Below are 24,952 nucleotides of genomic sequence, written 5' to 3' on the forward strand. Positions count from 1 at the left end.
CCCCTTGGCCGCTCCTCATGCCGCCAGCGGCAAGCCCGGCGCCTCCAGCCGCATCATCGCCTCGCGGAAGCGGTCGCGGCGCCAGCACAGCAGCCGCCAGGCGCCGCGTGCCGCGATACCCGAAAGCCGGCCGCGCGGCTCAAGGCCCACCGCCTTGAAGACCATGCCCATGCTGCGCTCGATGTGCCGATAGCGGTAGAATCCCATGGCGCGGCCCATGTAGCCGGCGGAGCAGCGGGTGTGGTCATAGGCCATCGACAACGGCTCGTTCGCGCAGTGGAAGGCGAAGGCCAGCTCGTCATCCTCGGTCTCGCCGATCCGCCCGGCGGCGACACGCAGGCGCTGCAGGAAGGAGAGGTCCTCCCGCGCCAGGTAGCGCTTCATGTGGTCGTAGAAGAGCTTGAAATGCCGGTACTCATCGGCGGCGATCTGCTTGCAGACCTGCCGCAGCACCGGCTCCTCGGTCGCCTCGGCCAGGGCGGTGTAGTAGCTGCTGGTCCCGGTTTCGACCATGCAGCGGGCGATCAGCTCCCCGGTGCGGGAGCCGCGGATCGAGGCATCGGCGGAGGTGTCGATCTTGTAGCCGGCGCGATATCGGGCGAAGGCCGCGGCATAATCCCAGCCCGGGTCGGCCAGCGAAGCCCAGCGGCCAAGCGCGTCGCCGTGCTGAATCTCCTCCTCGGCCCAATTCTCCGCGGCTCGGCGGAAATCCGGATCGTCGTGGAAGACACCCTTGAGGTACAGCGCGTAGTCGTCGCCGTTGCGCTCCACCATGGCAGCAGCCTTCACCAGCGGCACGATCTCCGGATCGACCTTCGCGGCATCGAAGAGATCCCAGGACAGCTGGTCGACACGCCAGTGCTTCATGGCTTTACCGCGGCCTATCGCAGGCCATCCCCATCCCCGACAGCGGACAACGCCGCCTCGCCCGCAATGTTCTCAGGTGCCGGTGCCGTTTCAAGATTTATGGCGGCAGGGCCACGGCAGTGATGGCAAATTTTCCGTAATGTTGCAGCCATGCCCCAGGGGAAGTCCAGGAGTAGCGCCGCCGTCCCAGGCGATCAGGCCGCCTGGGCGGCCTCCACGGCGGTGCGCATCGCCAGCACCCGGGCCAGCGCGGCGTCGCGCTTCGCTTCCGGATCGCTGGTCTGCACCTCGCGCAGAGCCGCCTCGGCCTCGGCCAGCCGCCGCTCGGAAGCGGCGCGGGAGAGGCTGGCGAGCGGCGTCGCCTCATCAGCCAGCACGGTCACCCGTTCCGGCGACACCTCGGCGAAGCCGCCGCCGACGAACAGCGTCTCGGTCTCGGCGCCATTCTCGCGCACCCGGATGATGCCACCGCGCAGCGCGACGATCATCGGCGCATGGCCGGGCAGCACGCCCATCTCGCCCTCGGCGGCGGGGATGGTCGCCATCTCGACCTGGCGGGAGAGCAGCAGCTTCTCCGGCGAGACGAGTTCGAACTGGAAGGTGGCCATGTCTCGATCCTTACTCGCCTACCGTCCCGCCGGGGCACGCTAGCAGCGTGCACCCGGGGAAGCGGCGCCTGGTGCAGACTGCCTGCTCAGGCGGCCTGCTTCAGCGTCTCGCCCTTCTTCACCGCTTCCTCGATGGTCCCGACCATGTAGAAGGCGGCTTCCGGCAGGTGGTCGTATTCGCCCGAGACGATGGCGGCGAAGCTGCGGATGGTGTCCTCCAGCTTCACGAACACGCCCGGAGTGCCGGTGAAGACCTCGGCGACGTGGAAGGGCTGGCTGAGGAAGCGCTGGATCTTGCGCGCCCGCGCCACCACCAGCTTATCCTCCTCCGAGAGCTCATCCATGCCGAGAATGGCGATGATGTCCTGCAGCGACTTGTAGGTCTGCAGGATGCGCTGCACCTCGCGGGCGACGCGGTAGTGCTCCTCACCCACTACCCGGGGATCGAGGGCGCGGCTGGTGCTGTCCAGCGGGTCGACGGCCGGGAAGATGCCCAGCTCGGCGATGGAGCGGTTGAGCACCGTCGTCGCGTCCAGGTGGGCGAAGGAGGTCGCCGGCGCCGGGTCGGTCAGGTCGTCGGCCGGCACATAGATGGCCTGGACCGAGGTGATCGAGCCCTTCTTGGTGCTGGTGATCCGCTCCTGCAGCGCGCCCATGTCGGTCGCCAGGGTCGGCTGATAGCCCACCGCCGAGGGGATGCGGCCGAGCAGCGCCGAAACCTCCGCGCCCGCCTGGGTGAAGCGGAAGATGTTGTCGATGAAGAACAGCACATCCTGGCCCTGCTCGTCGCGGAAGTACTCCGCGACCGAGAGGCCGGAGAGCGCGACGCGGGCGCGGGCGCCCGGCGGCTCGTTCATCTGGCCATAGACCAGCGCCACCTTGGAGCCGGCGGTGTCGCCCTCGTTCAGCTTGATGACGCCGGCATCGACCATTTCGTGGTAGAGGTCATTGCCCTCGCGGGTCCGCTCGCCCACGCCGGCGAAGACCGACACGCCGCCATGCGCCTTGGCGATGTTGTTGATCAGCTCCTGGATGGTCACGGTCTTGCCCACGCCGGCGCCGCCGAACAGGCCGATCTTGCCGCCCTTCAGATAGGGTGCCAGCAGATCCACCACCTTGATGCCGGTGACCAGGATTTCCGCGCTGGTCGCCTGATCCTCGAAGGGCGGTGCGTCACGGTGGATGGTGTAGGTCTTCTCGTGCGGGACCGGGCCGCGCTCGTCGATCGGCTCGCCGATGACGTTCATGATGCGGCCAAGCGTGCCCTCGCCGACCGGGACCGAGATGCCCGCGCCGGTGTCGACCACTTCCTGGCCGCGCACCAGGCCGTCCGTCATGTCCATGGCGATGCAGCGGACGGTGCGCTCGCCAAGGTGCTGCGCCACCTCGAGGACCAGCGTGTTGTCGCCATTCTTCGTGGTCAGCGAGTTCAGGATGGCGGGCAGCTCGCCGGGGAACTGCACGTCCACGACGGCGCCGAGAACCTGGGCGATCTGCCCGACGTTGTTCTTCATAGCTAAGGGCTCCTCAGACGGCTTCGGCGCCGGAGATGATCTCGATCAGCTCGCGGGTGATGTTGGCCTGGCGGGTGCGGTTGTAGTTCAGCGTCAGCTTGTTGATCATCTCGCCGGCGTTGCGCGTCGCATTGTCCATCGCGGTCATCCGCGCGCCCTGCTCGCCGGCGGCGCTCTCAAGGATGGCGCGGTAGATCTGAATGGCCAGATTGCGCGGCAGCAGCGTGGCGAGGATCTCCTCCTCGGTCGGCTCGTAGTCGTACAGCGCTGCCAGCCTGTCGGTCGCGGGGGCCGCGGCCTCCGGGATCGGCGCTGGGATCAGCCGCTGCTCGGTCGGGATCTGGGTGATCACGTTGCGGAAGCGGTTATAGATCAGGCTGCAGACGTCGAAGGCGCCTTCCTCCAGCAGTTCCGTCACCTGGACCGCCACCGCCTCGGCATCGGCGAATTCAACGCGCTTGCGGCCGGCGAAGCTCACCTCGGCGATGAAGCGGCTGGCGAATTCCCGCTTCAGGAAGGACGCGCCCTTGCGGCCGACGGTCAGCAGCTTGACCTGCTTGCCCTCGGCCTCCAACGCGCGGATGCGGTTGCGGGCGAGGCGGCCGACGTTGGTGTTGAACGGCCCTGCCAGGCCGCGATCCGCGGTGACCACCACCAGCAGATGCACCCGATCGGCGCCATTGCCCACCAGCATGCGCGGCGCGGTCGGCGAGCTCGCCACCACCGCGCCGAGCGAGGCGAGGATCGCCTCCATCCGCTCCGCATAGGGGCGCGCGGCTTCCGCCTGCGCCTGGGCGCGGCGCAGCTTCGCCGCCGCCACCATCTTCATCGCCTGGGTGATCTTCCGCGTGGATTTCACGCTGTTGATCCGCCCGCGCAGATCCTTCAGGCTGGCCATCGGCCCTTATCCCCTATGCCGAGGCGTCAGGCCGCGAAGGACTTGGCGAAGCTGTCGAGGAAGGCCACCAGCTTATCCTCGGTCGGCTTCTTGATCTCGCGGTCGTTACGGATCGCGTCGACGATCTCGGGCGCCGAGGCCTTCAGCTCACCAAGCAGCTGGCGCTCGAAGGCGCCGACCGCGGAGACCGGCAGCTTGTCGAGATAGCCGCGGGTGCCGGCGAACAGCGAAACCACCTGTTCCTCGACCGGCACCGGGCGGTACTGCGGCTGCTTCAGTAGTTCGGTCAGTCGGGCGCCGCGCGCCAGCAGCGCCTGGGTGGAAGCGTCAAGGTCGGAGGAGAACTGGGCGAAGGCCGCCATCTCACGGTACTGCGCAAGCTCGAGCTTGATGCGGCCCGCAACCTGCTTCATCGCCTTGATCTGCGCCGCGGAGCCGACGCGGGAGACCGAGAGGCCGACGTTCACCGCGGGGCGGATGCCCTTGAAGAACAGCTCGGTCTCCAGGAAGATCTGCCCGTCGGTGATCGAGATGACGTTGGTCGGGATGTAGGCCGAGACGTCGCCTGCCTGCGTCTCGATCACCGGCAGGGCGGTCAGCGAGCCATTGCCGAAGTCGTCGTTCATCTTCGCCGCCCGCTCCAGCAGGCGGGAGTGCAGGTAGAAGACGTCGCCCGGATAGGCCTCGCGGCCCGGCGGACGGCGCAGCAGCAGCGACATCTGGCGATAGGCGACCGCCTGCTTCGACAGGTCATCGTAGAAGATGACCGCATGCATGCCGTTGTCGCGGAAGAACTCGCCCATGGTGCAGCCGGTGTAGGGCGCCAGGAACTGCATCGGCGCCGGATCGGAGGCCGTGGCGGCGACGACGATGGAATATTCCAGCGCGCCGTTCTCTTCCAGGGTCTTCACCAGCTGGGCGACGGTGGAACGCTTCTGCCCGACCGCAACATAGATGGTGTAGAGCTTCTTCGACTCGTCGCCGGAGGCGTTGATGCCCTTCTGGTTGATGATGGTGTCGATGATGACGGCGGTCTTGCCGGTCTGCCGGTCGCCGATGATCAGCTCGCGCTGGCCGCGGCCGATCGGGATCAGCGCGTCGATCGCCTTGATGCCGGTCTGCATCGGCTCATGCACCGACTTGCGCGGGATAATGCCGGGGGCCTTCACCTCGACGCGCATGCGGGTGGTGTCGACCAGCGGGCCCTTGCCGTCGATCGGGTTGCCGAGGCCGTCGACCACGCGGCCGAGCAGGCCCTTGCCGACCGGGACGTCAACGATCGAGCCGGTGCGCTGCACCGTGTCGCCTTCCCGGACCTCCTTGTCGGAGCCGAAGATCACGATGCCGACATTGTCGGATTCGAGGTTCAGCGCCATGCCGCGCACGCCGGCGCCGGGGAACTCCACCAGCTCGCCGGCCATGACGTTCTGCAGGCCGTAGACCCGGGCGATGCCGTCGCCCACGGTCAGCACGGTGCCGACTTCCGCGACATTCGCCTCGGCATCGAAGCCGGCGATCTGCTGCTTGAGGATCTCAGAGATCTCGGCGGGACGGATGTCCATGGTCAGGCGGCCCCCTTCATGGCGAACTGCAGGCGCTGCAGCTTCGATTTGATGCTGTTGTCATAGAGCCGGGAGCCGATCCGCACGATCAGCCCGCCGAGGATCGTCGGATCCACGCGCTCTGCCAATTTCACGCCGGAATAGCCGGCCTCGGTCAGCCGCGCCGCGATCTGGGCGCGCTGAGTGTCGCTCAGCGGATGCGCACTGACCACATCGGCAACCTGCTGGCCACGCCGCGCGGCGAGCAGCGCGCCGAAGGCGGCGGCCACCTCCGGCAGCTTCGAGAGCCGGCGGTTGGCGATCAGCACGCCGACCAGGTTGCGCACCTCGGCGCCGATGCCGACGCGGTCCAGCAGCGCAAAGGCACCGCGCTTCTGCGCCGCGGCATCGAGGCGCGGGTCGGCCACGAAATGGCGGAAGGTGCTGTCCTCCGACCACACCGCAGCCAGCCGCTCGAGATCGGCGGCGATGCGGTCGAGCGCGGTGGGGTCGGCCTTGCGTCGGTCGTCGGCCAGGGCCAGCAAGGCCAGCGCGTAGCGCGCGGCGAGGCCGGTGGGATTGAGCGCTTGGGGCGACGCGGAGGCAACGGTCTCGATGGAGGCCACGAGCAGTCCCGGTCCTGTTCCTTGTTGGTGCGCAAGCGCAGATCCGCACCGGCGGCAACCGGCGTGGCGGCGCGGCTTTACCATGGGGTTCACAGCCCCGCAATCCAGCCGTCACCCGACAATTCGTTCCCCGGCGAAGTTGTGGAAGCCGGCTTTCGGCTAAGCTCCACGAGGGATAGGTCCGGAAGCGACATGGCACGAGGGTTCTTCGGCTGGCAGGTGGTCGCGGCCGCCTTCATCCTCGCCATGTGCAGTTGGGGGATCAATTTCTACGGCCCCTCGGTCTTCCTGCACGCGCTGCACCTGCGGGAAGGCTGGTCGCTGTCGCTGATCTCCGCCGCCATCACCCTGCATTTCATTGCCAGCGCAGTGGTGGTGACGCGGCTGCCCAGCCTGCATCGCCGGTTCGGGCCGGTGGCGGTGACCCGCGGCGGGATGCTGTGCTGCTGCCTCGGCCTGCTTGGTTGGGGATTCGCCGCGGCGCCCTGGATGCTGGTACCGGCGGCGCTGCTGACCGCGGCGGGCTGGGCGGTGACCAGCGGCGCGGCGATCAATGCCTATGTCGCCCCCTGGTTCGACCGCCGGCGGCCGGCGGCGCTGGCCATGGCCTATAACGGCGCCAGCATGGGCGGGGTGGTGTTCACCCCGGTCTGGGCCCTGCTGATCGGCGGCCTCGGCTTCGCCTGGGCAAGCCTTGCCGTGGCGCTGGCGGCGCTGGCAGTGACCTGGCCGCTCGCCGGGCGCTGGTTCGGCCGCACCCCGGCGGCGCTGGGGCTGTTCGCCGATGGCGGCACGGCAGCCCCGCCACCCCGGCCGATGCCGGCCCCGGCCGGGCCGCTCTGGCGGCAGCGCGGCTTCCGCACCCTCGCCCTGGCCTTCGCCCTCGGGCTGACGGCGCAGATGGGGCTGCTGACCACGCTGTTCTCCATCATGGCGCCGGCGCTGGGGCCGCAGGGGGCGGGGCTGGCGGTGAGCCTCACCACCGCCTGCGCCGTGGTCGGGCGGACGGTGGTCGGCACCATGCTACCGCCAGGGATGAACCGGCGGGTGGCGGGGGTGCTGAACTTCCTGCTGCAGATGACGGGGTCGGTGCTGCTGGCGCTGGCCGCCGGGCAGTCGGTGCCGCTACTGCTGACGGGGACGGTGCTGTTCGGCCTCGGCCTCGGCAATCTGCTGTCGCTGCCACCGCTGATCGCTCAGCGGGAGTGGCCGGCCGAGCAGGTGACCGCCGTCATCGCCCTGGTGACGGCGGTGAACCAGGCCTTCTACGCCTTTGGGCCCGGAATGTTCGGGGCGGCGCTGGAGGTCTGGGGGCCGGCCGCGCCGCCGCTGCTGGCGGCGGGGCTGCAACTGGCGGCGGCGACGGTGCTGGCGATCCGGGTGCGATAGCCAAGCCAGGAACCGCCCGCTTCCTGTTGTCCTATCCGCGGCTTTGCTGCGGAAGGCTGTGTTGAAGCGGCGGTCGGGAGCGCCCCTCCGCCCCGCGGGCAAGGCCGCAAAGCGGCCTCGTGGGGAGGGCTAAAGGAACCCCACCGGATCCACATCCACCTGCACCCGAACGCTGTTCGGCACCTCGACCCGCGCCAGCCATTCCCGCAGCACCGGCTGCACCGCGATGTCCCGCCGGGTCTTCAGCAGCAGCCGCCGCCGGTGTCGGCCGCGCAGCAGGGCCAGCGGCGCCGGCGCCGGGCCCAGCACCTGCACCCCCTCCCCGCCCGGCGCCGCCAGCCCCAGGTCACGGGCGGTGCGCTCTGCCTCCCGCTCATCCTCCGAGCTGACGATCAGCGCCGCCAGCCGGCCGAAGGGCGGCCAGTGGCCGGGGCGGCGCATCGCCGCCTCCTCCCGCATGAAGGCGTCGAGGTCGCCGGAGACCAGCGCCCGCATCACCGGATGCTCGGGCGAGAAGCTCTGCAGCAGCACCCGGCCCGGCGCCTCGGCCCGGCCTGCCCGGCCGGCGACCTGGTGCAGCAGCTGCACCGTGCGCTCCGCCGCCCGCAGGTCGCCGCCCGCCAGGCCAAGATCGGCATCGACCACCCCGACCAGGGTCAGATGCGGGAAATGCCAGCCCTTGGCCACGATCTGGGTGCCGATGATGAGGTCCACCGCGCGGTCCTGGATCGCCTGCGCCGCCGCTGCGGCCGCCGCCGGGCCGGGCAGGGTATCGGAGGCCATGACCACGCGCCGTGCCTCAGGCCACAGCGCGATGGCTTCCTCCAGCACACGCTCCACCCCCGGGCCGACGGCCGTCAGGCTGTTGGCGGTGCCGCATTCCGGGCATTCGGCAGGAGGAGCTTCGGCATGGCCGCAGTGGTGGCACTGCAGGCGGCGCTGGGCGCGGTGCTCCACCAGCCAGGCGGTGCAGTTCGGGCAGCGCATGCGATGGCCGCAGTGCCGGCAGAGGGTCAGCGGTGCGTAGCCCCGGCGGTTGAGGAACAGCATCGCCTGCTCCCCCCGGCCAATCGTTTCGCTGACGGCGGCGATCAGTGGCGGCGACAGGAACCGCCCGCGCTCCGGCGGCGCCTGGCGCAGATCGACCATCTCCACCGCAGGCAGGGTCGCGCCGCCATGCCGCTGCGGCAGGTGCAGCGCCTGGTAGCGGCCGGTTTCGGCATTGTTCAGCGTCTCGAGGCTTGGCGTGGCGCTGACCAGAACGCAGGCGGCCTTCGCCAGCCGGGCGCGCACCACCGCCATGTCGCGGGCGTGGTAGACCACGCCATCCTCCTGCTTGAAGGCGGTCTCGTGCTCCTCATCCACCACCACCAGGCCGAGGTCGGGGAAGGGCAGGAACAGCGCCGAGCGGGCGCCGACCACCACCGGCGCCTCGCCCTGCGCAACCGCCCGCCAGGTATCGCGCCGGGTGCGGCTGCCGATCTCGGAATGCCAGAGAGCAGGAGCGACGCCGAAGCGGGCGCGGAACCGGTCGAGCCATTGCGCGGAAAGGGCGATCTCCGGCAGCAGCACCAGCGCCTGGCGGCCCTGGCGCAGGCATTCGGCGACGGCGTCCAGGTAGACCTCGGTCTTGCCGGAGCCGGTGACGCCGGTCAGCAGGGTCACCCCGAAGGCACGGGCGGCGACCCGTTCGACCAGCGCCGCCGCGGCGGCGGCCTGCGCGTCCCCCAGCACCGGCCCGGGATGGTCGGGGTCGGGCCGGGCGAAGCGGCGCGGGTGGGGCAGCAACGCCGGGCGGATCAGCCCGTTATCGGCCATGCCGCGCAGCACGCCGAGGGAGACCCGGGCGGCTGCGGCGAGCTGGCCGCCGGCCTGGACCTCGCCTGGCCGCATCGCATCCAGCACCCGCTGCCGCTCAGGTGTGATGCGGGGCTGGCGGTTGCCGCCGGGTCCGGCCAGGACCCAGCCAGCCTGCGGCGTCGGCGCCTCCAGCGCCGCCGGCACGCTCATCGCCATGCGCAGCACCGCGCCGGGCGGGCTGAGGGTATAGGCGGCGACCCAATCGACGAAGCGGCGCAGACTCTCGGTCATCGGTGGCGCCGGCAGTACGGCAGTGATGGCGCGCAGCCGATGATCCGGCACTGGTTTGGATTCTCCCTCGGTAGGCGAATCCCAAACCACCCCCAGAATGTCTCTCTGGTTGAGTGGAACGACTACGAAATCTCCTATTTTGAGTGACAGCGTCCGAGGAACGCGATAATCGTATGCGCCGGCAAGCGGAAGCGGCAACAGCACCTTCAATCGTGGCTCAACGGCAACGCTCAGCGTGTCTTTCATACCGCGGTGCTTTCCCCGCCCCTCGCGCATCGGCTATCCTGACCTGGAACAAAGCTGAAACGATTTTGCCTCCACGCTTCCCCTCCCGGCAGGCCAAAGGACTCCCCTTGCCATGAAGTTTTTCGTGGACACCGCAGATGTTGCCGACATTCGTTCCCTTGCGGAGGCAGGGCTAGTCGATGGTGTGACCACCAACCCGAGCCTGATCGCCAAATCCGGGCGGAAGATGGCAGAGGTGATCGCCGAGATCTGCGCCATCACCCCGGGGCCGGTCTCTGCCGAGGTCACCGCCACCGAATACGAGCAGATGCTGGCCGAGGGCCGGCACCTACGGCAGATCGCCACCAATGTCGCGGTGAAGGTGCCGCTGACCGAGGCCGGGCTGCGCACCTGCCGGACCCTCACCGGCGAGGGTACGCTGGTGAATGTCACGCTCTGTTTTTCCGCGGCGCAGGCGCTGCTGGCGGCCAAGGCAGGTGCCACCTTCATCTCTCCTTTCGTCGGGCGGCTGGATGACATCGCCACCGACGGCATGCAGCTGATTGCGGATATCGTGAAAATATACCGCAACTACCCTCATATTAAGACTGAAGTCCTTGTCGCGTCCATTCGTCACCCGATCCATCTCGTCGAAGCCGCAAAGCTCGGCGCCGGTGTCGCCACCCTCCCACCGGCCGTCATCCGCCAGCTCCTGAAACACCCGCTGACCGACCGGGGGCTTGATGCCTTCCTGGCCGATTGGCGCAAGACGGGCCAGAGCATCCTGTGACAGCCATCCTCCCCGAGACCAGAATCCTGCCGGCTCCCGCGGAGTCGGCGCTGCCGGTCCCCGAGGCCGTCGTCGCCTTCCTCCGCGCCTACCCGGAATTCCTGGCCGAGCGGCCGGAGCTGTTCCGTGTGCTGGAACCACCGAAGCGGGTGCATGGGGAGCGCATGGCGGACCATATGGCGGCGATGCTGGCGGCCGAGCGCCGCCGCGTCCGCAGCCTGGAGGCCGAGGTCGATGCCGCGGTCACCGCCGGCCGTGCCGGGCATGGGCTGACCATCCGGGTTCGCCTCGCGGTGCTGGCGCTGATGCGCAGCACTGACGTAATCGACACGGTGACGCAGGAGCTGCCGGCGCTGCTCGGCATCGAGACCTGCGCCCTGGTGAGCGAGCAGCCGGACCGCCGCGGCGTGCACCGCCTGGCGCGCGGCACGGTGGCGCGGCTGCTTGGGCCCGGGCGGGATGCGCTGGTCCGGCCGACACCGGCCGACGAGGCCGAGCTGCTGCACCAGGAAGCGGCGCCGCTGGTCTGCCGCGATGCGCTGGTCCGGGTGCCGGTCTGGACCGGGCACCCGACCCTGCTGACCCTCGGCGCCCGCGACGCCGCGGCGCTGCCGGCCCGCCAGGCCATCGCGACCTTGGCCTTCCTTGGCCGCGCGGTGGCCGCAGCCCTGGCGCGCTAGAGGCGGCGGGGCCGCGCATGATGCCCCGCCCGCCGGCATGACCGGCGCCGAGGCGCGCGCCCGCTGGCTCGACTGGCTGGCACGCGAACGGCGCGCCGCCACCAATACGGTCGAGGCTTATGGCCGCGATCTGCGCGACTTCCTCGGCTTCCTCACCGGCCATCTGGGCGAGGAGCCGGATACCGCCGCCCTTGCCGGACTGCGCGCCGCCGATCTGCGCGGCTTCCTTGCCGCCCGCGCCGCCGAGGGCGTCGGCACCGCCACCCTGGCCCGGCAGGTCGCCGCCATCCGCAGTTTCCTGCGCTACCTCGGTCGCACGGAGGGCCTGCCCACGCCGGCGCTCGGCGGGCTGCGTGGACCGCGGCCGAAGCCGCCGGTGCCACGGGCACTGACCCCGGCACAGGCCCGCGAAGCCGCCGCCCAGGTCGGCACGGTGCACGACCCCGCCCGGTCGGAGGCGCCAGCCGAGCAGGCGGCGCGCGACATCGCCCTGTTCACCCTGCTCTACGGCTGCGGCTTGCGCATCAGCGAGGCGCTGGCGCTTGACGTGCGCGACGCGCCGCTGCCGGGCAGCGAGGCCGGGCTGCGGGTGGTCGGCAAGGGCGCGAAACCGCGGGTGGTGCCGGTGCTGCCGGTGGTCCGCCAGGCGATTGCCGACTACCTCGCGCTGCGCCCCGCCGCCGGGCCGGGGGAGCCGTTGTTCCGCGGTGCCCGCGGCGGGCGCCTTGACCCGGCAGTGGCGCAGAAGGCGATCCGCGACTACCGCCGTCTGGCCGGCCTGCCGGAGCATGCGACACCACACGCCATGCGGCATTCTTTCGCCACCCATCTGCTGGGCGGCGGCGGCGACCTGCGATCGATCCAGGAGTTGCTGGGCCATGCCAGCCTCTCCACCACCCAGCGCTATACGGTGGTGGATGCGGCGGGGCTGCTGGCGACCTGGCGCAAGGCGCATCCGCGGGCGGGCTGATGACCACCGGACCAAGCCGCGGCGTCACGAGATCGGGAGGCGAACGACACGCGGTTGTCCGCCGCCCCGCAGGCATGGTCCCCTCGCCGCCGACGTCCTGCCGAGGCACCCCGATGGCGTTGGCGAGAATGGCTGGATGGCGCCGCCTTGGGCTCGCCGCGGCACCGCTGTTGGCGGCCTGCGCCGGACCCGGCCCTGGCGAATACGCAGATGTCGCCCGCGCCGGCGCCACCTACACCGAGGCGCTGGACCCGGTGCTGGTCGCCGTGATGCAGACCCAACTCGATGCCTCCGGCGAGGCGGCGCTGGCCGAGGCCCGCTCGCCACTCGGGCAGCGTCAGGCCCGGCTGCGCCGCACCGCTGCCTATCAGCCCACCGATCCTTTCAATGCCGCGGACTGCCCGGCGATGGACGCGCCGCAGGCCGAGCCGAACAGCCCGGCGGCGCGGCGGCTGCGGGATTGTGCCGATCGCCGCTACGTCGATTCCCTGTTGCTGCTCCGGCAACACAATCAGCAGCTCCGGAGCTATTTCGCCGCGGTGCTGACGCTCGCCACCACCGATGCCCCGGCCCGCGCGAAAGCGGCGGCGGCCTCCGCGCTCGCCGCTGCCGGGACTGTCACCGGGCAACTCGGCATCGCGGTGCCGGCCGAGCTTGTGGCGGCCGGGCCGATCACCCGAGGGGCGGCCCAGGCGCTGCAGCGCAGCGCGCTCCGCGCCGAGCTGGAGGACCATGCTCCGCTGATCCGCTGGCACCTTGCCCTGCACGACCGGCTGCTGCGGAATGCCGAGCGCGAGGTCGCGCTGAACCGCCCGGCGGCGATGCTGGCGCGCTACCAGCGGCAGGTCGGCCTGCCCTGGTGGAGCGGCGAGGCCGAGCAGTCCGGCGACGCCTGGATCGCCGACCGCACTGCCGCCTTCATGGCGCCGCGCCGCACCTCCGAGGTCGCCGCGGCCCGCCGGGCGCTGGACAGCCTCAGCGCCGCCTACGAGACGCTGGCGAGCGGCGGCGACACCCTTGAGGCCCGGGCCACCCAGGCGCTGATGGATGCCGATGACGCGCTCGATCTTGCCGAGCGGCTGGCGCCGCCCGCGCCATGAGCAAGCCCGGCGAACGCGCCGACAGGCGCCATGCTGAAGCGCCACAGCCTGCGGGCAGAAGCTGCTGCGGGGCAATATCGCAACGGTTGTCCTTGAGCGGATCGCCGCCGCCCTCGCCGAGGAGGATGAGCTGGAGGCGGCCACCGCCAACCTCCGCCGCGCCCTGCAGGAGCAGAACGACACCATCCGCGTCATCGAAGCCACCGCCGCGGCGCTCAACACGGCGGCGCGGATGCTTGCCCTGGCGGCCTGAAGGGCCGCCCTGTCAGGAGTCATCCGCCAGCCAGGCCGCGCCAGCCTGATCGGCGCCGGAGGGCAGTGGCGCCGCGGGCGCGGCGATCCAGGCGCGGATATCCTCGGCCACCACCGCGCGGTCCAGGTCGCGCAGCAGCAGGTGCCATCCTTCCGGGTAGAAGGCGACCCGGGCCGCGCCGGGCGGCTGGCTGCGCAACACGCGGCGGGCAGTGCGCACCGGGATGATGCGGTCCTTGGCGCCGATCAGCACCAGGGTCGGAGCCATCGTCCCGGCCAGCCCCCGGCAGCAGCCGGGCAGCGCCGCCACCGCCGCATCCATCAGATCCACCAGCCCATGCGCCGCATCGACGCGGGTGATCTTGATGGTCAGCGGGTCGCGCCCCCAGCGGCGCAGCGCCGCCTCGTTGTCCGAGGCGGCGAGGCCGCCGACGGCATCCGGGAAGCCTACCAGCGGGATGGTCCGCGCCGCCAGCCAGAGCCCGCCACGTATGATCCCCGGCATGCCGGCGCGGCCCCAGAGCGCGGGCGCCGAGAGGATGTAGCCCTCCGCCGGCGGCGGCTCCGGCCCGCTCGCGGCCAGGACCAGCACCGCGGCCCCCATGCTCTCGCCGAGCAGCAGCAGCGGCAGGCCGGGGTGGCGGGCGCGGATCAGCCGGGCCGCCACGGTCGCATCGGCGGCCAGGGTGGCGCCACCAGCCCAGATGCCGCGGTGCGGGGCGGCGCCGAAGCCGCGCTGGTCATAAGCATAGACGGCGATGCCGCGGTTGGTGAACTCCGGCGCCGCATCCGCCATGTAATTCTGTGCCGCGTCGTTGAAGCCGTGCAGCGCCAGCAGCACGGCATGCGGCGGGCCCTCCGGCAGCCAGGCGTGCAGCGGCAGCCGGGCGCCGTCCGGCATCACCAGCGCATCCCGCGCCAGCGCCGCCGGCCCCAGCGCCGGCCCGGCCGGCAGCACCCGCGGGGAGCACGCGCCGAGCAGCATTGCCAGCAACAGGGCCGGAAGCAGGCGGATCATGCGGGGCGACGACGGGTCATCGGTTGCTGCGGGCTGGTCCATCGGAGCCATGCCCACTATGGTGCGCGGCGATCCAGCATGTCCATGAGGAGCCCGATGCGCGACGCCAAACTGACCGGCTACGCGCCGAAGCCAACCCCCGGCGTGACCCCGGACCAGCGCATCGAGGTCGAGCGGCGCAGCATCCCCTGCGATGGCGAGATCGGCGTCGGCGGCCTGGGCCATCCGCGGGTCTGGCTGCGGATCAACGATGGCGAGTCCGAGGTCTGTTGCCCCTATTGCTCCATCACCTATGTGCTGAAGGTCGGGGCGGGTGGCGACGACCACCACTGAGGCCGGCGCCGCGCCGCCCGAACTGGCCGACGGCGCTGCCCCACCCCCCGTGGCTGGCCGGCCGCGCGGCAATGCCCTGGCCGAAGCCGCGGCCGAGGCGGTGCCGGTCACCCCGCCCGGGGCGAAGCACCTCGTCCTGATCGACGGCTCGGGCTACATCTTCCGCGCCTTCCACGCCCTGCCGCCGATGACCCGGCCGGATGGCACGCCGGTGAATGCCGTCTTCGGCTTCACCCAGATGCTGTCGCGCTTCCTGACCGACCACCGCGGCAGTCATCTGGCGGTGGTGTTCGACGCCTCCCGCCTCACCTTCCGCAACGAGATCTACCCGGACTACAAGGCCCACCGGCCCGACCCGCCACCCGAGCTGATCCCGCAATTCGCCCTCATCCGCGAGGCGACCGAGGCCTTCGGCGTCGCCCAGGTGGAACAGCCGGGGTTCGAGGCGGATGACATGATCGCCGCCTATGCGCGCGAATTCGTCGCCCAGGGCGGCGAAGTCACCATCGTCTCGTCCGACAAGGACCTGATGCAGCTGGTGCGGCCGGGCGTGCAGATGCTCGACCCGATCAAGCAGAAGCCGATCCGTGACCCCGAGGTGTTCGAGAAATTCGGCGTCCCCCCCGAGAAGGTGGTGGATGTCCAGGCGCTGGCTGGCGACCCGACCGACAATGTCCCCGGCGTGCCCGGCATCGGCATCAAGACCGCCGCGGCGCTGATCCAGGAATACGGCGACCTGGAAGGGCTGCTGGCGAACACCGGCAAGATCAAGCAGCCGAAGCGGCGCGAGGCGCTGGAGCAGAATGCCGAGAAGGCGCGCATCTCGAAGCGCCTGGTCCAGCTCGACGACCAGGCGCCGCTGACCCTTGCGGTGGAGGCGCTGGCGGTGCGGGCGCCGGACCCGGCGATGCTCTCAAGCTTCCTCGCCGCCCAGGGCTTCCGCAGCGTCATCGCCCGCATGGGCCTCGGTGAAGCAGCGGGCGATGCCGGCACCCGGGCACGCCAAGCCGCCGTCGCCGCCGCCCAGGCCGCGACCGCGCTGCCCGAGATCGACCGCGGCAGCATTCCCTTTGGCCCCTATGAGACGGTGACGACGCTGGAGGCGCTGCACGCCTGGGTCGCCGAGGGCATGCAGGCCGGGATCATCGGCCTCGACACCGAAACCGACAGCCTGAACGCGCTGCGGGCCAATCTCGTCGGCGTCTGCCTCGCCACCGCGCCGGGCCGGGCCTGCTACATCCCGCTGCGCCATGTCGCCGCCGGCACCAACCAGGGCGACATGCTGGCCGCCCCGGTGGAGGCCCCGCCGCAGATTCCCTTCGACCAGGCGATGGATGCGCTGCGGCCGCTGCTGACCGACCGGGGCGTGCTGAAGGTGCTGCAGCACGCCAAATATGACCTCGAAGTGCTCCGCCGGCCGGAGAACGGCGGCATCGAGGTCGGTCCGATCGACGACACCATGCTGATCTCCTATGCCATGGAGGCCGGCAAGCACGGGCATGGGATGGACGAGCTTTCTGTCCTCCATCTCAACCACAAGCCGGTCGGCTTCGACGCCGTCACCGGCACCGGCCGCACTCGCATCTCCTTCGCCCAGGTGCCGCTCGACAAGGCCACCGAATATGCGGCGGAGGATGCCGACGTCACCCTCCGCCTCTGGCACGTCCTGCGCCCGCAGCTGCGGGAGGAGGGCGCGCTGGCCCTCTACGAGCAGGTGGAGCGCCGCATGGTCGCGGTGCTGCGCGACATGGAGGTCGCCGGCATCAAGGTGGATGGCGCCGAGCTGGCCCGCATCGGCGAGGATTTCTCCCAGCGCATGGTGGTGCTGGAGCAGGAAATCCACACCCTGGCCGGCCGCCCCTTCAACGTCGGCTCGCCGAAGCAACTGGGCGAGATCCTGTTCGACGAGATGAAGCTGCCGGGCGGCCGCAAGGGCAAGGCCGGCGCCTGGGGCACCGATGCCTCGGTGCTGGAGGAGCTGGCGGCGCAGGGCGTTCCGCTGCCCCGCAAGGTGCTGGACTGGCGGCAGCTGGCGAAGCTGAAATCGACCTATGTGGACGGGCTGGCGGCGGCGATCGACCCGCGCGATGGCCGGGTCCACACCGATTTCTCCATGGCCAACACCAGCACCGGCCGCCTCGCCTCCACCGAGCCGAACCTGCAGAACATCCCGATCCGCACCGAGGAAGGGGTGAAGATCCGCCGCGCCTTCGTGGCGGAGCCCGGGCATGTGCTGCTGGCCGCCGACTACAGCCAGATCGAGCTGCGGCTGCTGGCGCATCTGGCCGAGGTGCCGGCGCTGCGCGAAGCCTTCGAGACCGGCCAGGACATCCATTCCCGCACCGCCGCCGACATCTTCCGCCTGCCGCCGGATGCGGTGGACAAGGAAGCCCGGCGGCGCGCCAAGACGATCAATTTCGGCATCATCTACGGCATGTCCGCCTTCGGCCTGGCCGGGCGGCTCGGCATCGGGCCGGGTGAGGCGCGTGGCATCATCGACGCCTATTTTGCCCAATACCCCGGCATCCGGGACGCCATGGAGCGGCTGAAGGAGGAGGCGCGGCTGCGCGGCTATGTCTCCACCTCCTTCGGCCGTCGGCTCTGGGTGCCGGACATCAACGCGAAGGACATGGTCCGCCGCGCCGGCGCCGAGCGCGCCGCCATCAACGCCCCCTTCCAGGGCGGCGCCGCCGAGATCATCAAGCGCGCCATGGTCCGTCTGCCCGGAGCGCTGAAGGCAGCCGGCCTCGCCGCTCGCATGCTGCTGCAGGTGCATGACGAGCTGGTGTTCGAGGTGCCGGAGGCCGAGGTGGAGCCGACCGCCGCCCTGGTGCGGCAGGTCATGGAAGGCGTCGCCACCCTTCGGGTGCCGTTGGCAGTCGAGGTCGGCTCAGGCCGGAGCTGGGCCGAGGCACATTGATCCAGACTCGGTCCAAAATCGTATGTTATTCCGGATCGCGCAAGTCACGCTGAAATGATAAGATATTCGTAACTGGTCGCACCATCGTGCGGCTTTGTTGCGAAAGGGGTTCCATGCCTGCGGGCAATGGCGGGAGTGCTGCGGGCGCATTGAACCGACAGGTGCCGCTTTCGCTGCGCATCCTGCTTGTCGCCTCGATCCTGGTGCCCTTGCTTTTCCTGCTTGGCACCGCGCTCTATGACCGCCAGCAGCTGACCGCACAGGCCTATGCCGATGCCGACCGGCTGTCCGCCATCGCCAAGGAGCATGCGCTGAAGGTCGTCGAGACCAATGCGCTGGTGCTCGACCGGATCGAGGACCGGATCCGCGGCCTTAGCTGGGACCAGATCGATGCCGAGGCCGAGCCGATCCAACGCTGGATGGTCTTGCTTGACGAGGCGGTGGCGCAGTCGATCTCGTTGCACTTGGTCCGGCCGGACGCCAGGGTCGCGCTGCTCAGCATCGCCTGGCCGACCCCGCCGCTCGACCTCAGCACGCGGGGATATTTCCGCAGCCTGGTGGCGGGCGAGCGCGGGCTGGTGTTCGGCCCGCCACGGCTCTCCCGGCTGACCGGCATCGTCACTTTCGTCATGGCGCGGCGGCGGGAGACGGCGGAGGGGCGGTTCGACGGCGCCGTCATCGGCTCCATCCTGCCGGGCTATTTCCAGGCCCAGTGGCACGCCATGGACCCGGAGGGCAGGGCCACCTTCACGCTGCTGCGCACCGACGGCCAGATCCTCGCCTCCCATCCCACCAAGGATGGCAACGGCCTGTTCGATCCGCCGGAGCCGGGCAGCGTGCCGGCCGCGGTGCTCCACCCGAGCGAGGCCGGCGTCGCCATCCAGCGCTTCGGCGAACGCCAGGAATGGCTCACCGCCTTCCGCAAGGTGGGCGAGCACCCGCTGGTGGTCTCGGTCACCGTCTCAATGGACCGGGTAGCGGGGGAATGGCTGCGCAACACCGCCCTGACCGGCAGCATTTGCCTGGTCGTGGCCCTCGCGCTGAGCCTCACCACGGCGCTGGCGATCCGCCGCTGGCGTTCCGAGCAGCGGGTGCAGGCACGGCTTTCGGTGACCGCCGACGAGCTGCGCGGCGAGATCGCCCGGCGGGAGACGGCCGAGGCAGGGCTGATGCAGGCCCAGAGGCTGGAGGCGCTGGGCCGGCTGACCGGCGGCATCGCGCATGATTTCAATAACCTGCTAACCGCCATCCTCGGCACCGTGCATCTGCTGGAACGTCATATCGGTGCCGCGGCGGATGACCGGGTGCGCAAGCTGCTGGGCGTGGCGCGGGATGCGGTGCAGCGTGGCGCCAAGCTGAACGCCAGCCTGCTGGCCTTCGCCCGGCGGCAGCGGCTGCACACCGAAAGCCTCGACGCCAACGAGCTGGTGCAGGGCTTTACCCCGCTGATCCAGCGCGCCCTCGGCGAGGCCGTGACCCTGGCCCTGGTGCTCGACCCGGAACTGCCGGCCTGCCGGGCCGATGCGGCGCAACTGGAAGCGGCACTGCTGAACCTCGCGATCAATGCCCGGGACGCCATGCCGCGCGGCGGCACGGTGACCTTGACGACCCGTCCGGCGCGGCTGGACCAGACGCTGCTGGCCAGCAATCCGGATGCCAAGCCGGGCGACTACGTGGCAATCTCGCTGCGCGATGTCGGCACCGGCATGCCCGCCGCGGTGCTGGAGCGCGTCTTCGAGCCCTTCTTCACCACCAAGCCGCAGGGCAAGGGTACCGGCCTTGGCCTGTCCCAGGTATTCGGCTTCATCCGCCAGCTCGGCGGCCATGTGGCGATCGACAGCACCCCTGGCGAGGGTTCGGTGGTGACGCTCTACCTGCCCGAGGCGGAGGAGCTGCCGGCCGCGCCCCGGCGCCCAGCGCCATGTTGCCGCCCGAGACCGTCGCCGGCCTGGCTCGCGCCACCATCCTGGTGGTCGAGGATGACGAGCGGGTGCGGGAGGTGGCGGCGGAGACGCTGCGCGATGCCGGCTATCGGGTGATCGCGGCCCAGGATGCGCTGGAGGCCTTGGCCCTGCTGCGCCGGGGCGAGACGCTGGACCTGCTGTTCAGCGACATCGTCATGCCCGGCGGCATGAACGGGATCGAGTTGGCCCAGGCGGCGCTGCGGCTGCGGCCGGGCCTGCCGGTGCTGCTGGCCACCGGCTTCGCCGGCACGGTGGAAGGCGCCGATGACCATGGATTCGAGGTGCTGGCGAAGCCCTACGATCAGACCGCGCTGGTGCGGCGGATCGCTGAATTGGTCATGGCCCGCAAGGTCAACGCGGCCTGACCGGCTCCACCCCGCCCGGCGCGGCGAGGCCGCGGGCCTGAAGGCAATCACGGTAGGCGCGGGCGCTCACGACCTGCTGCTCCTTGGCCAGGCGGTCGGTATTCCATTGGTTCAGGGTGTTGCGCTGAGCGTTCAGCGCGGCGACGCCCGGGGATCTCTGGGCTTCCGTCCGGCATGCTTGGTGGCCGGGGGTATCCTCCCCCAACGGGACCTGGGGGACCGTGCGGCCGCAAGCCGCCAGCAGCAGCGCCAGCCCCAACCCGGCCAGCCTCATGCCCCGGTTGTCCGGTCCTGGGGCATCCCATGAGCCAGCCAATCCTCAATCAGTCGGCGGGCGATGCTGTCGGCCCGCGGCAGGGCGAAGCCATGCGCCGCCGGGTCGCGGATCTCAGCCCGGCTGAACCAGCGGGCGTCGCGCAATTCCTCGGGGTCGATGGTGATGGCCTCGGTCAGCCCCTCGGCATGGAAGCCGAGCATGATCGAGGAGGGGAAGGGCCAGGGCTGCGAGGAATGGTAGCGGACATCGCCGACCACGATCCCGCTTTCCTCCAGCACCTCCCGCCGCACCGCTTCCTCGAGGCTTTCGCCCGGCTCCACGAAACCGGCAAGGGTCGAATACATGACCGTATTGGGAAAACGGGTGGAATGGCCGAGCAGGCAGTGGTCGTCGCGCACCACCAGCATGATCACCGCCGGGTCGGTGCGCGGGAAATGCTGCGCCTTGCAGCCGGTGCAGACCATGGCGTGGCCGGCCGAACGGGGCTCGCAGCCGGACCCGCAGATGCCGCAGAAGCGGTGCTTGGTGCGCCAGTGCATCAGCCCGCGGGCATGGGCGAGCACGCTGGCCTCGCCGGCCGGCAGCAGCCCGGCGACGGCGCGCAGATCGGTGAAGCTGCCCATGCCCTCGGGCAGCAGCGGCAGCGGATCGGCCGCCTCGGAGCAATCCACGGCGAAGACCGGGCGGCCTTCCCACAGGCCGAGGAAGCTCCAGGGGCCGCCAGCCATGCGCACCGCCTCGGCGGCGGCGCCAGTCAGCAGCACCGCTTCCGGGCGCCCCTCCTGCACGCCCTTCATCAGGCTGCGGGCGCGCCACACCGGCACGAAAAGGGTTTCCGGATCGGCCAGCGCGGCGGCGATCCAGTCGGCGTCCTCCCGCCGCAGCGCGGCGCGGTCGAGGGGGCTGCCGGTATAGGCGTTGGGGCGGCTGGCGGGGATCGAGAGCATGCAGACCGGACCCTGCCACGCGCCCGGGGCCTCGGCAACCGGGGGTGGCGCCGGCGCCGGCGCGGCGGATCCGCCGCGGCACGGATCCGCAGGTTTCGCGCGCAACCGCCATACCATTACGCCAGGTGGCATTGTGCGCCTCCCCCTCTGGCATGATATGGTGTCCTCGGAAGGTCGGCGGTGGACGGGCTCCTCGCCAACCCGGTCAGGTCCGGAAGGAAGCAGCCGCAACGGGTTCTTGCCCGGGTCGCTTGCCGGCCTTCCACCCTTCGGTGCGGATCGCCGGGGAGCGGGCGCGCTCCGAGGCGGGAATCCACGCCGCCATGCGGCTCGGCTCGGCGGCCACCGCCCACCAGGATTCCGCCCCCCGCGCATGTCCTCCTCGCTCTTCGGTCCCGCCGATCCGCCCGATGCCCCCGAGGTCGAGGCGCTGCCGGAGCCGCCGCCGCCCGAAGGCCCCGGCCTGTTCGGCGATGCCCCGGCCGAACCGCCCCAGGCTGCGCCTGTCCCGGCCGCGCCCGCGCCGCCGGCCGCCGCCGCTACCCCGTACCGGGTGCTGGCCCGCAAATACCGCCCGAGCACATTCGCCGAGCTGATCGGCCAGGAAGCCCTGGTCCGGACCCTCCGCAATGCCTTCGCCCAGGATCGGGTGGCGCATGCCTTCATGCTCACCGGGGTGCGCGGCGTCGGCAAGACCACCACCGCCCGCATCATCGCCCGGGCGCTGAACTGCATCGGCCCCGACGGCCGCGGCGGCCCGACCCCCGAGCCCTGCGGCGTCTGCCCGGAATGCCTGGCGATCCTCGCCGACCGCCACCCGGATGTGCAGGAACTGGATGCCGCCTCCAACAACGGCGTCGACGAGGTACGGGAGCTGCGCGAACGGCTGCGCTACCGCCCGGCCCAGGGCCGCTTCAAGGTCATCATCCTGGACGAGGTCCACATGCTGTCGAACGCGGCGTTCAACGCGCTGCTGAAGACGCTGGAGGAGCCACCGGCCCAGGTGAAATTCATGCTGGCGACGACCGAGCTGCGCAAGGTCCCGGCCACCATCCTCAGCCGCTGCCAGACCTTCCACCTGAAGCGCGTGCCGCAGGCCGAGCTGCGCGCCCATTTCGCCCGGATCGCGGCGAAGGAGCAGGTGGAGGTCGACCCGGAAGCCCTGGCCATGGTCGCCCGCGCCGCCGACGGCAGCGTGCGCGACGGGCTCTCGCTGCTCGACCAGGCCATCGCGCTCGGCGGGCCGGATGGCGCGGTCACCGCCGATGCTGTCAGGGACATGCTGGGCCTCGCCGACCGTGGCCTGGTGCTGGATCTGATGGAGGCGCTGATGGCCGGAGATGTCCCGGCGGCACTGGCCACCCTTGACCGGGCGCATGAGCGCGGTGCCGACCCGGGCATGGTGCTGCAGGATCTGCTGGAGCTGACCCACACGCTGACCCGGCTGCGCAGCGTGCCGGCGCTGAAGGATGACCCCGCGCTGACCGAGGCCGAACGCACCCGTGGCGCGGCGCTGGCGGCGAGGCTCTCGGTGCCGGTGCTCGGGCGGGCCTGGCAGATGCTGCTGAAGGGCCTCGGCGAGCTGGCTGGCGCGCCGGACCGCCGCGCCGCCACCGAAATGGTGCTGATCCGCCTCGCCCATGTCGCCGAGATGCCGCCGCCGGGCGATCTGGTGAAGCGGCTCATGGACGGCGGCTCGCTGCCCGCCGGCGCTCCGCGGCCGGCGCCGAATGGCGGGGGCGGCGGGCTGCGGGCGATGGGTGGTGGCGGCGCCATGCTGGCCGAGGCTGCACCCGTGGCCGCCGTCGCGGCGCAGCCGCAGGCCTGGCGCGACGTGGTTGCGCTGGCGTCTGGCCGCAAGCCGCTGCTGCACTCCTACCTGCTGCACCGGGTCCATCCGGTGCGCGTCGCCCTCGGGCAGATCGAGATCCGGGTGCTGCCCGACACCCCGCGCGACCTCGCCGCCCAGCTCGGCGCGCTGCTGGCGGAACAGACCGGCGCCCGCTGGACCGTGGCGCTAAGCAATGCGGAGGGCGAGGCGACCCTCGCGGAGCAGGGCCGCAATGCGGAAGCCGGGCGGCTCAGCCTGGCGCAGAGCCACCCCCTGGTGCAGGCGTTGCTCGCCGCCTTTCCCGGCGCCAGCATCGAGCGGGTACGGGATGCCGGCGCCGATGACTACGGCCTGCCGCTGATCGCGCCGGCCGAGGCGGCGGAGATGGAGCCGGGCGACATTCCGCCGACCGAGCTGGAAGAACCGCCCGACTTCGACGATGTTCCACCCCCAGACGACGACAGATAGGCCAATGCCATGAAGAACCTCGGCAACATGCTGAAGCAGGCGCAGCAGATGCAGTCCCGCATGCAGGAGATGCAGGCGAAGCTGGATGCGACGCTGGTGGAGGGCGCGGCCGGCGCCGGCATGGTGAAGGTCACGCTCACCGGCAAGGGCGACCTCAAGCGCGTCTCGATCGACCCCAGCCTGATGGTCGCGGATGACCGCGAGGTGCTGGAGGATCTGCTGGTCGCCGCCCATGCCGACGCCAAGCAGAAGGTCGAGGCGCAGATGGCCGAGGAGATGCAGAAGGCCACCGCCGGCCTCAGCCTGCCGCCCGGCATGAAGCTGCCGTTCTAGGCATTTCCCGCTGCGCGCCCACGATCCGATCGAGCATTTGATCGGCCTGCTGGCGAAGCTGCCCGGCCTCGGCCGGCGCAGCGCGCGGCGGGCCGTGCTGAAGATGCTGATGCAGCCGGAGCAGGCGATGCTGCCGCTGGCCGCGGCGCTACGCGAGGCGGCTGCGGCGGTGCGGCCCTGCCGGATCTGCGGCAATCTCGATGACCAGGACCCCTGCCACATCTGCCGTGACCCGCAGCGCGACCGCAGCGTGATCTGCGTGGTGGAGGGTGTCGCTGAGCTCTGGGCGCTGGAGCGCGCGCATGCGCATCGCGGGCTCTACCACGTGCTGGGCGGCACGCTCTCGGCCTTGGGCGGGATGGGGCCGGAGGATCTGTCGGTGCAGCCGCTGCTCTCCCGCATCGCCGAGGACAAGGTGGAGGAGGTGATCCTTGCCCTGCCGGCCACGGTGGATGGCGCCACCACCGCGCATTGGCTCGGCGACCGGCTGCGGCCAAGCGGCGTGCAGGTCACCAGGCTGGCGCAGGGCGTGCCGATCGGCGGCGCGCTCGACGTGCTGGATGAGGGGACGCTGGCGGCGGCGCTGAAGGCGCGGCGGGTGGTGTAGCGAAGGACATCGCACCGGTCCCGGCGGCTGCGCCGGACTGGCGCACAGCAGAAGCGCCTGGGCCGGACGCAACTTTTCCATCTGCAACAAATAAGCTGCATCGCTTCGGAATATTCATAACATAACAACATTGTTGGGCGTGTGGTATGGTTACTGGTCGTGTGCTACGGCTGGCGCCCCTTAGAGCCCATCCGGGAAGTTTCGATTCACGCTGAGGGCTTTCTGGCCAGCCGGCGGAGCATGATGCGGATCATTGCCATGCGGACGAAGGCGGCGGCGATGCGGCAGTGTCGCTCGAAGTCGCGGGCGAGGCGGCGGTTGCGGCTGATCCAACCGAT

At 70.8% G+C, this 24,952-nt stretch carries 22 protein-coding genes, 1 other RNA gene and 1 pseudogene; 13 read left to right on the forward strand and 11 right to left on the reverse strand.

Annotation, left to right across the window (positions count from 1 at the left end; genetic code table 11):
- Positions 1-15: 15 nt before the first annotated feature.
- From H7965_RS05885 to atpH, 6 genes are all read right to left on the reverse strand, one after another.
- A complete protein-coding gene (locus tag H7965_RS05885; protein WP_186769612.1) occupies positions 16-867 on the reverse strand; it encodes a ferritin-like domain-containing protein in 852 nt (283 codons plus the stop codon).
- 194 nt (positions 868-1,061) lie between these two features.
- Positions 1,062-1,475: an ATP synthase F1 subunit epsilon gene (atpC, locus tag H7965_RS05890; protein WP_186769613.1), complete on the reverse strand. Its 414-nt coding sequence runs from the start codon at positions 1,473-1,475 to the stop codon at positions 1,062-1,064.
- An 86-nt stretch (positions 1,476-1,561) separates the two neighbouring features.
- A complete protein-coding gene (gene atpD, locus H7965_RS05895) occupies positions 1,562-2,989 on the reverse strand; it encodes a F0F1 ATP synthase subunit beta (protein ID WP_186769614.1) in 1,428 nt (475 codons plus the stop codon).
- A 13-nt stretch (positions 2,990-3,002) separates the two neighbouring features.
- Positions 3,003-3,887 (reverse strand): F0F1 ATP synthase subunit gamma, encoded by an 885-nt coding sequence (locus tag H7965_RS05900; protein ID WP_186769615.1) that lies wholly within the window; start codon positions 3,885-3,887, stop codon positions 3,003-3,005.
- 26 nt (positions 3,888-3,913) lie between these two features.
- Complete coding sequence (gene atpA, locus H7965_RS05905) at positions 3,914-5,449, reverse strand: F0F1 ATP synthase subunit alpha (protein ID WP_186769616.1); 1,536 nt, start codon at positions 5,447-5,449, stop codon at positions 3,914-3,916.
- A gap of 2 nt (positions 5,450-5,451) precedes the next feature.
- Positions 5,452-6,045: an ATP synthase F1 subunit delta gene (gene atpH / locus H7965_RS05910; protein WP_186769651.1), complete on the reverse strand. Its 594-nt coding sequence runs from the start codon at positions 6,043-6,045 to the stop codon at positions 5,452-5,454.
- A gap of 201 nt (positions 6,046-6,246) precedes the next feature.
- On the opposite strand from atpH, the gene H7965_RS05915 reads away from it, so the two are divergent.
- Positions 6,247-7,443 carry an MFS transporter gene (locus tag H7965_RS05915; protein ID WP_186769617.1) on the forward strand — a complete coding sequence of 399 codons (1,197 nt, stop codon included), beginning with the start codon at positions 6,247-6,249 and terminating at the stop codon, positions 7,441-7,443.
- Positions 7,444-7,572: 129 nt separating this feature from the next.
- Here H7965_RS05915 and H7965_RS05920 read toward each other — a convergent pair whose 3' ends face one another.
- Complete coding sequence (locus H7965_RS05920) at positions 7,573-9,780, reverse strand: primosomal protein N' (RefSeq protein ID WP_229682478.1); 2,208 nt, start codon at positions 9,778-9,780, stop codon at positions 7,573-7,575.
- Between the two features lie 112 nt (positions 9,781-9,892).
- On the opposite strand from H7965_RS05920, the gene fsa reads away from it, so the two are divergent.
- The 4 genes from fsa (at position 9,893) to H7965_RS05940 (ending at position 13,299) form a co-directional block, all read left to right on the forward strand.
- Complete coding sequence (gene fsa / locus H7965_RS05925; protein ID WP_186769619.1) at positions 9,893-10,549, forward strand: fructose-6-phosphate aldolase; 657 nt, start codon at positions 9,893-9,895, stop codon at positions 10,547-10,549.
- On the forward strand, positions 10,546-11,229 hold the full coding sequence (locus H7965_RS05930) for a DUF484 family protein (RefSeq protein ID WP_186769620.1): 684 nt from the start codon (positions 10,546-10,548) through the stop codon (positions 11,227-11,229). Before fsa ends, H7965_RS05930 begins: the two co-directional genes overlap by 4 nt.
- Positions 11,230-11,266: 37 nt before the next feature.
- Entirely contained in the window at positions 11,267-12,199 is a 933-nt protein-coding gene (locus tag H7965_RS05935) for a tyrosine recombinase XerC (RefSeq protein WP_186769621.1), read from the forward strand.
- 128 nt (positions 12,200-12,327) lie between these two features.
- The gene (locus tag H7965_RS05940; RefSeq protein WP_186769622.1) at positions 12,328-13,299 is read left to right on the forward strand and encodes a hypothetical protein; all 972 of its coding nucleotides are present in this window, start codon (positions 12,328-12,330) and stop codon (positions 13,297-13,299) included.
- Between the two features lie 265 nt (positions 13,300-13,564).
- On the opposite strand, the gene H7965_RS05945 is transcribed toward H7965_RS05940, so the two are convergent.
- Positions 13,565-14,569: an alpha/beta fold hydrolase gene (locus tag H7965_RS05945; RefSeq protein ID WP_186769623.1), complete on the reverse strand. Its 1,005-nt coding sequence runs from the start codon at positions 14,567-14,569 to the stop codon at positions 13,565-13,567.
- Positions 14,570-14,665: 96 nt separating this feature from the next.
- On the opposite strand from H7965_RS05945, the gene H7965_RS05950 reads away from it, so the two are divergent.
- The 4 genes from H7965_RS05950 (at position 14,666) to H7965_RS05965 (ending at position 20,151) form a co-directional block, all read left to right on the forward strand.
- Complete coding sequence (locus tag H7965_RS05950) at positions 14,666-14,902, forward strand: zinc-finger domain-containing protein (protein ID WP_186769624.1); 237 nt, start codon at positions 14,666-14,668, stop codon at positions 14,900-14,902.
- 76 nt (positions 14,903-14,978) lie between these two features.
- Positions 14,979-17,822 carry a DNA polymerase I gene (gene polA / locus H7965_RS05955; protein WP_222440485.1) on the forward strand — a complete coding sequence of 948 codons (2,844 nt, stop codon included), beginning with the start codon at positions 14,979-14,981 and terminating at the stop codon, positions 17,820-17,822.
- A gap of 161 nt (positions 17,823-17,983) precedes the next feature.
- Complete coding sequence (locus tag H7965_RS31665; RefSeq protein ID WP_186769625.1) at positions 17,984-19,861, forward strand: hybrid sensor histidine kinase/response regulator; 1,878 nt, start codon at positions 17,984-17,986, stop codon at positions 19,859-19,861.
- Complete coding sequence (locus tag H7965_RS05965; protein WP_186769626.1) at positions 19,744-20,151, forward strand: response regulator; 408 nt, start codon at positions 19,744-19,746, stop codon at positions 20,149-20,151. The genes H7965_RS31665 and H7965_RS05965 overlap by 118 nt, the downstream gene beginning before the upstream one ends.
- On the opposite strand, the gene H7965_RS05970 is transcribed toward H7965_RS05965, so the two are convergent.
- Both H7965_RS05970 and nudC read right to left on the reverse strand, forming a co-directional pair.
- A complete protein-coding gene (locus H7965_RS05970) occupies positions 20,138-20,425 on the reverse strand; it encodes a phosphoribosylamine--glycine ligase (RefSeq protein WP_186769627.1) in 288 nt (95 codons plus the stop codon). The two genes, H7965_RS05965 and H7965_RS05970, sit on opposite strands and share 14 nt — an antisense overlap.
- Positions 20,422-21,375, reverse strand: a complete 954-nt coding sequence (gene nudC / locus H7965_RS05975; protein WP_186769628.1) for an NAD(+) diphosphatase — start codon at positions 21,373-21,375, stop codon at positions 20,422-20,424. The genes H7965_RS05970 and nudC overlap by 4 nt, the downstream gene beginning before the upstream one ends.
- Before the next feature lie 171 nt (positions 21,376-21,546).
- On the opposite strand from nudC, the gene ffs reads away from it, so the two are divergent.
- The 4 genes from ffs (at position 21,547) to recR (ending at position 24,614) form a co-directional block, all read left to right on the forward strand.
- Positions 21,547-21,639: signal recognition particle sRNA small type (gene ffs, locus H7965_RS05980), an RNA gene on the forward strand.
- A 109-nt stretch (positions 21,640-21,748) separates the two neighbouring features.
- Positions 21,749-23,674: a DNA polymerase III subunit gamma/tau gene (locus H7965_RS05985; RefSeq protein ID WP_186769629.1), complete on the forward strand. Its 1,926-nt coding sequence runs from the start codon at positions 21,749-21,751 to the stop codon at positions 23,672-23,674.
- Positions 23,675-23,683: 9 nt separating this feature from the next.
- Positions 23,684-24,007: a YbaB/EbfC family nucleoid-associated protein gene (locus tag H7965_RS05990; RefSeq protein WP_186769630.1), complete on the forward strand. Its 324-nt coding sequence runs from the start codon at positions 23,684-23,686 to the stop codon at positions 24,005-24,007.
- Positions 24,008-24,017: 10 nt separating this feature from the next.
- Positions 24,018-24,614 carry a recombination mediator RecR gene (gene recR, locus H7965_RS05995; RefSeq protein ID WP_186769653.1) on the forward strand — a complete coding sequence of 199 codons (597 nt, stop codon included), beginning with the start codon at positions 24,018-24,020 and terminating at the stop codon, positions 24,612-24,614.
- 206 nt (positions 24,615-24,820) lie between these two features.
- Here the strand turns inward: recR and H7965_RS32255 are convergent.
- Positions 24,821-24,952: pseudogene (locus H7965_RS32255) on the reverse strand (IS5 family transposase); the annotation flags it as partial.

Source organism: Siccirubricoccus deserti, assembly GCF_014283215.1.
In the GTDB taxonomy this organism is placed as follows: Bacteria; Pseudomonadota; Alphaproteobacteria; order Acetobacterales; family Acetobacteraceae; genus Siccirubricoccus; species Siccirubricoccus deserti.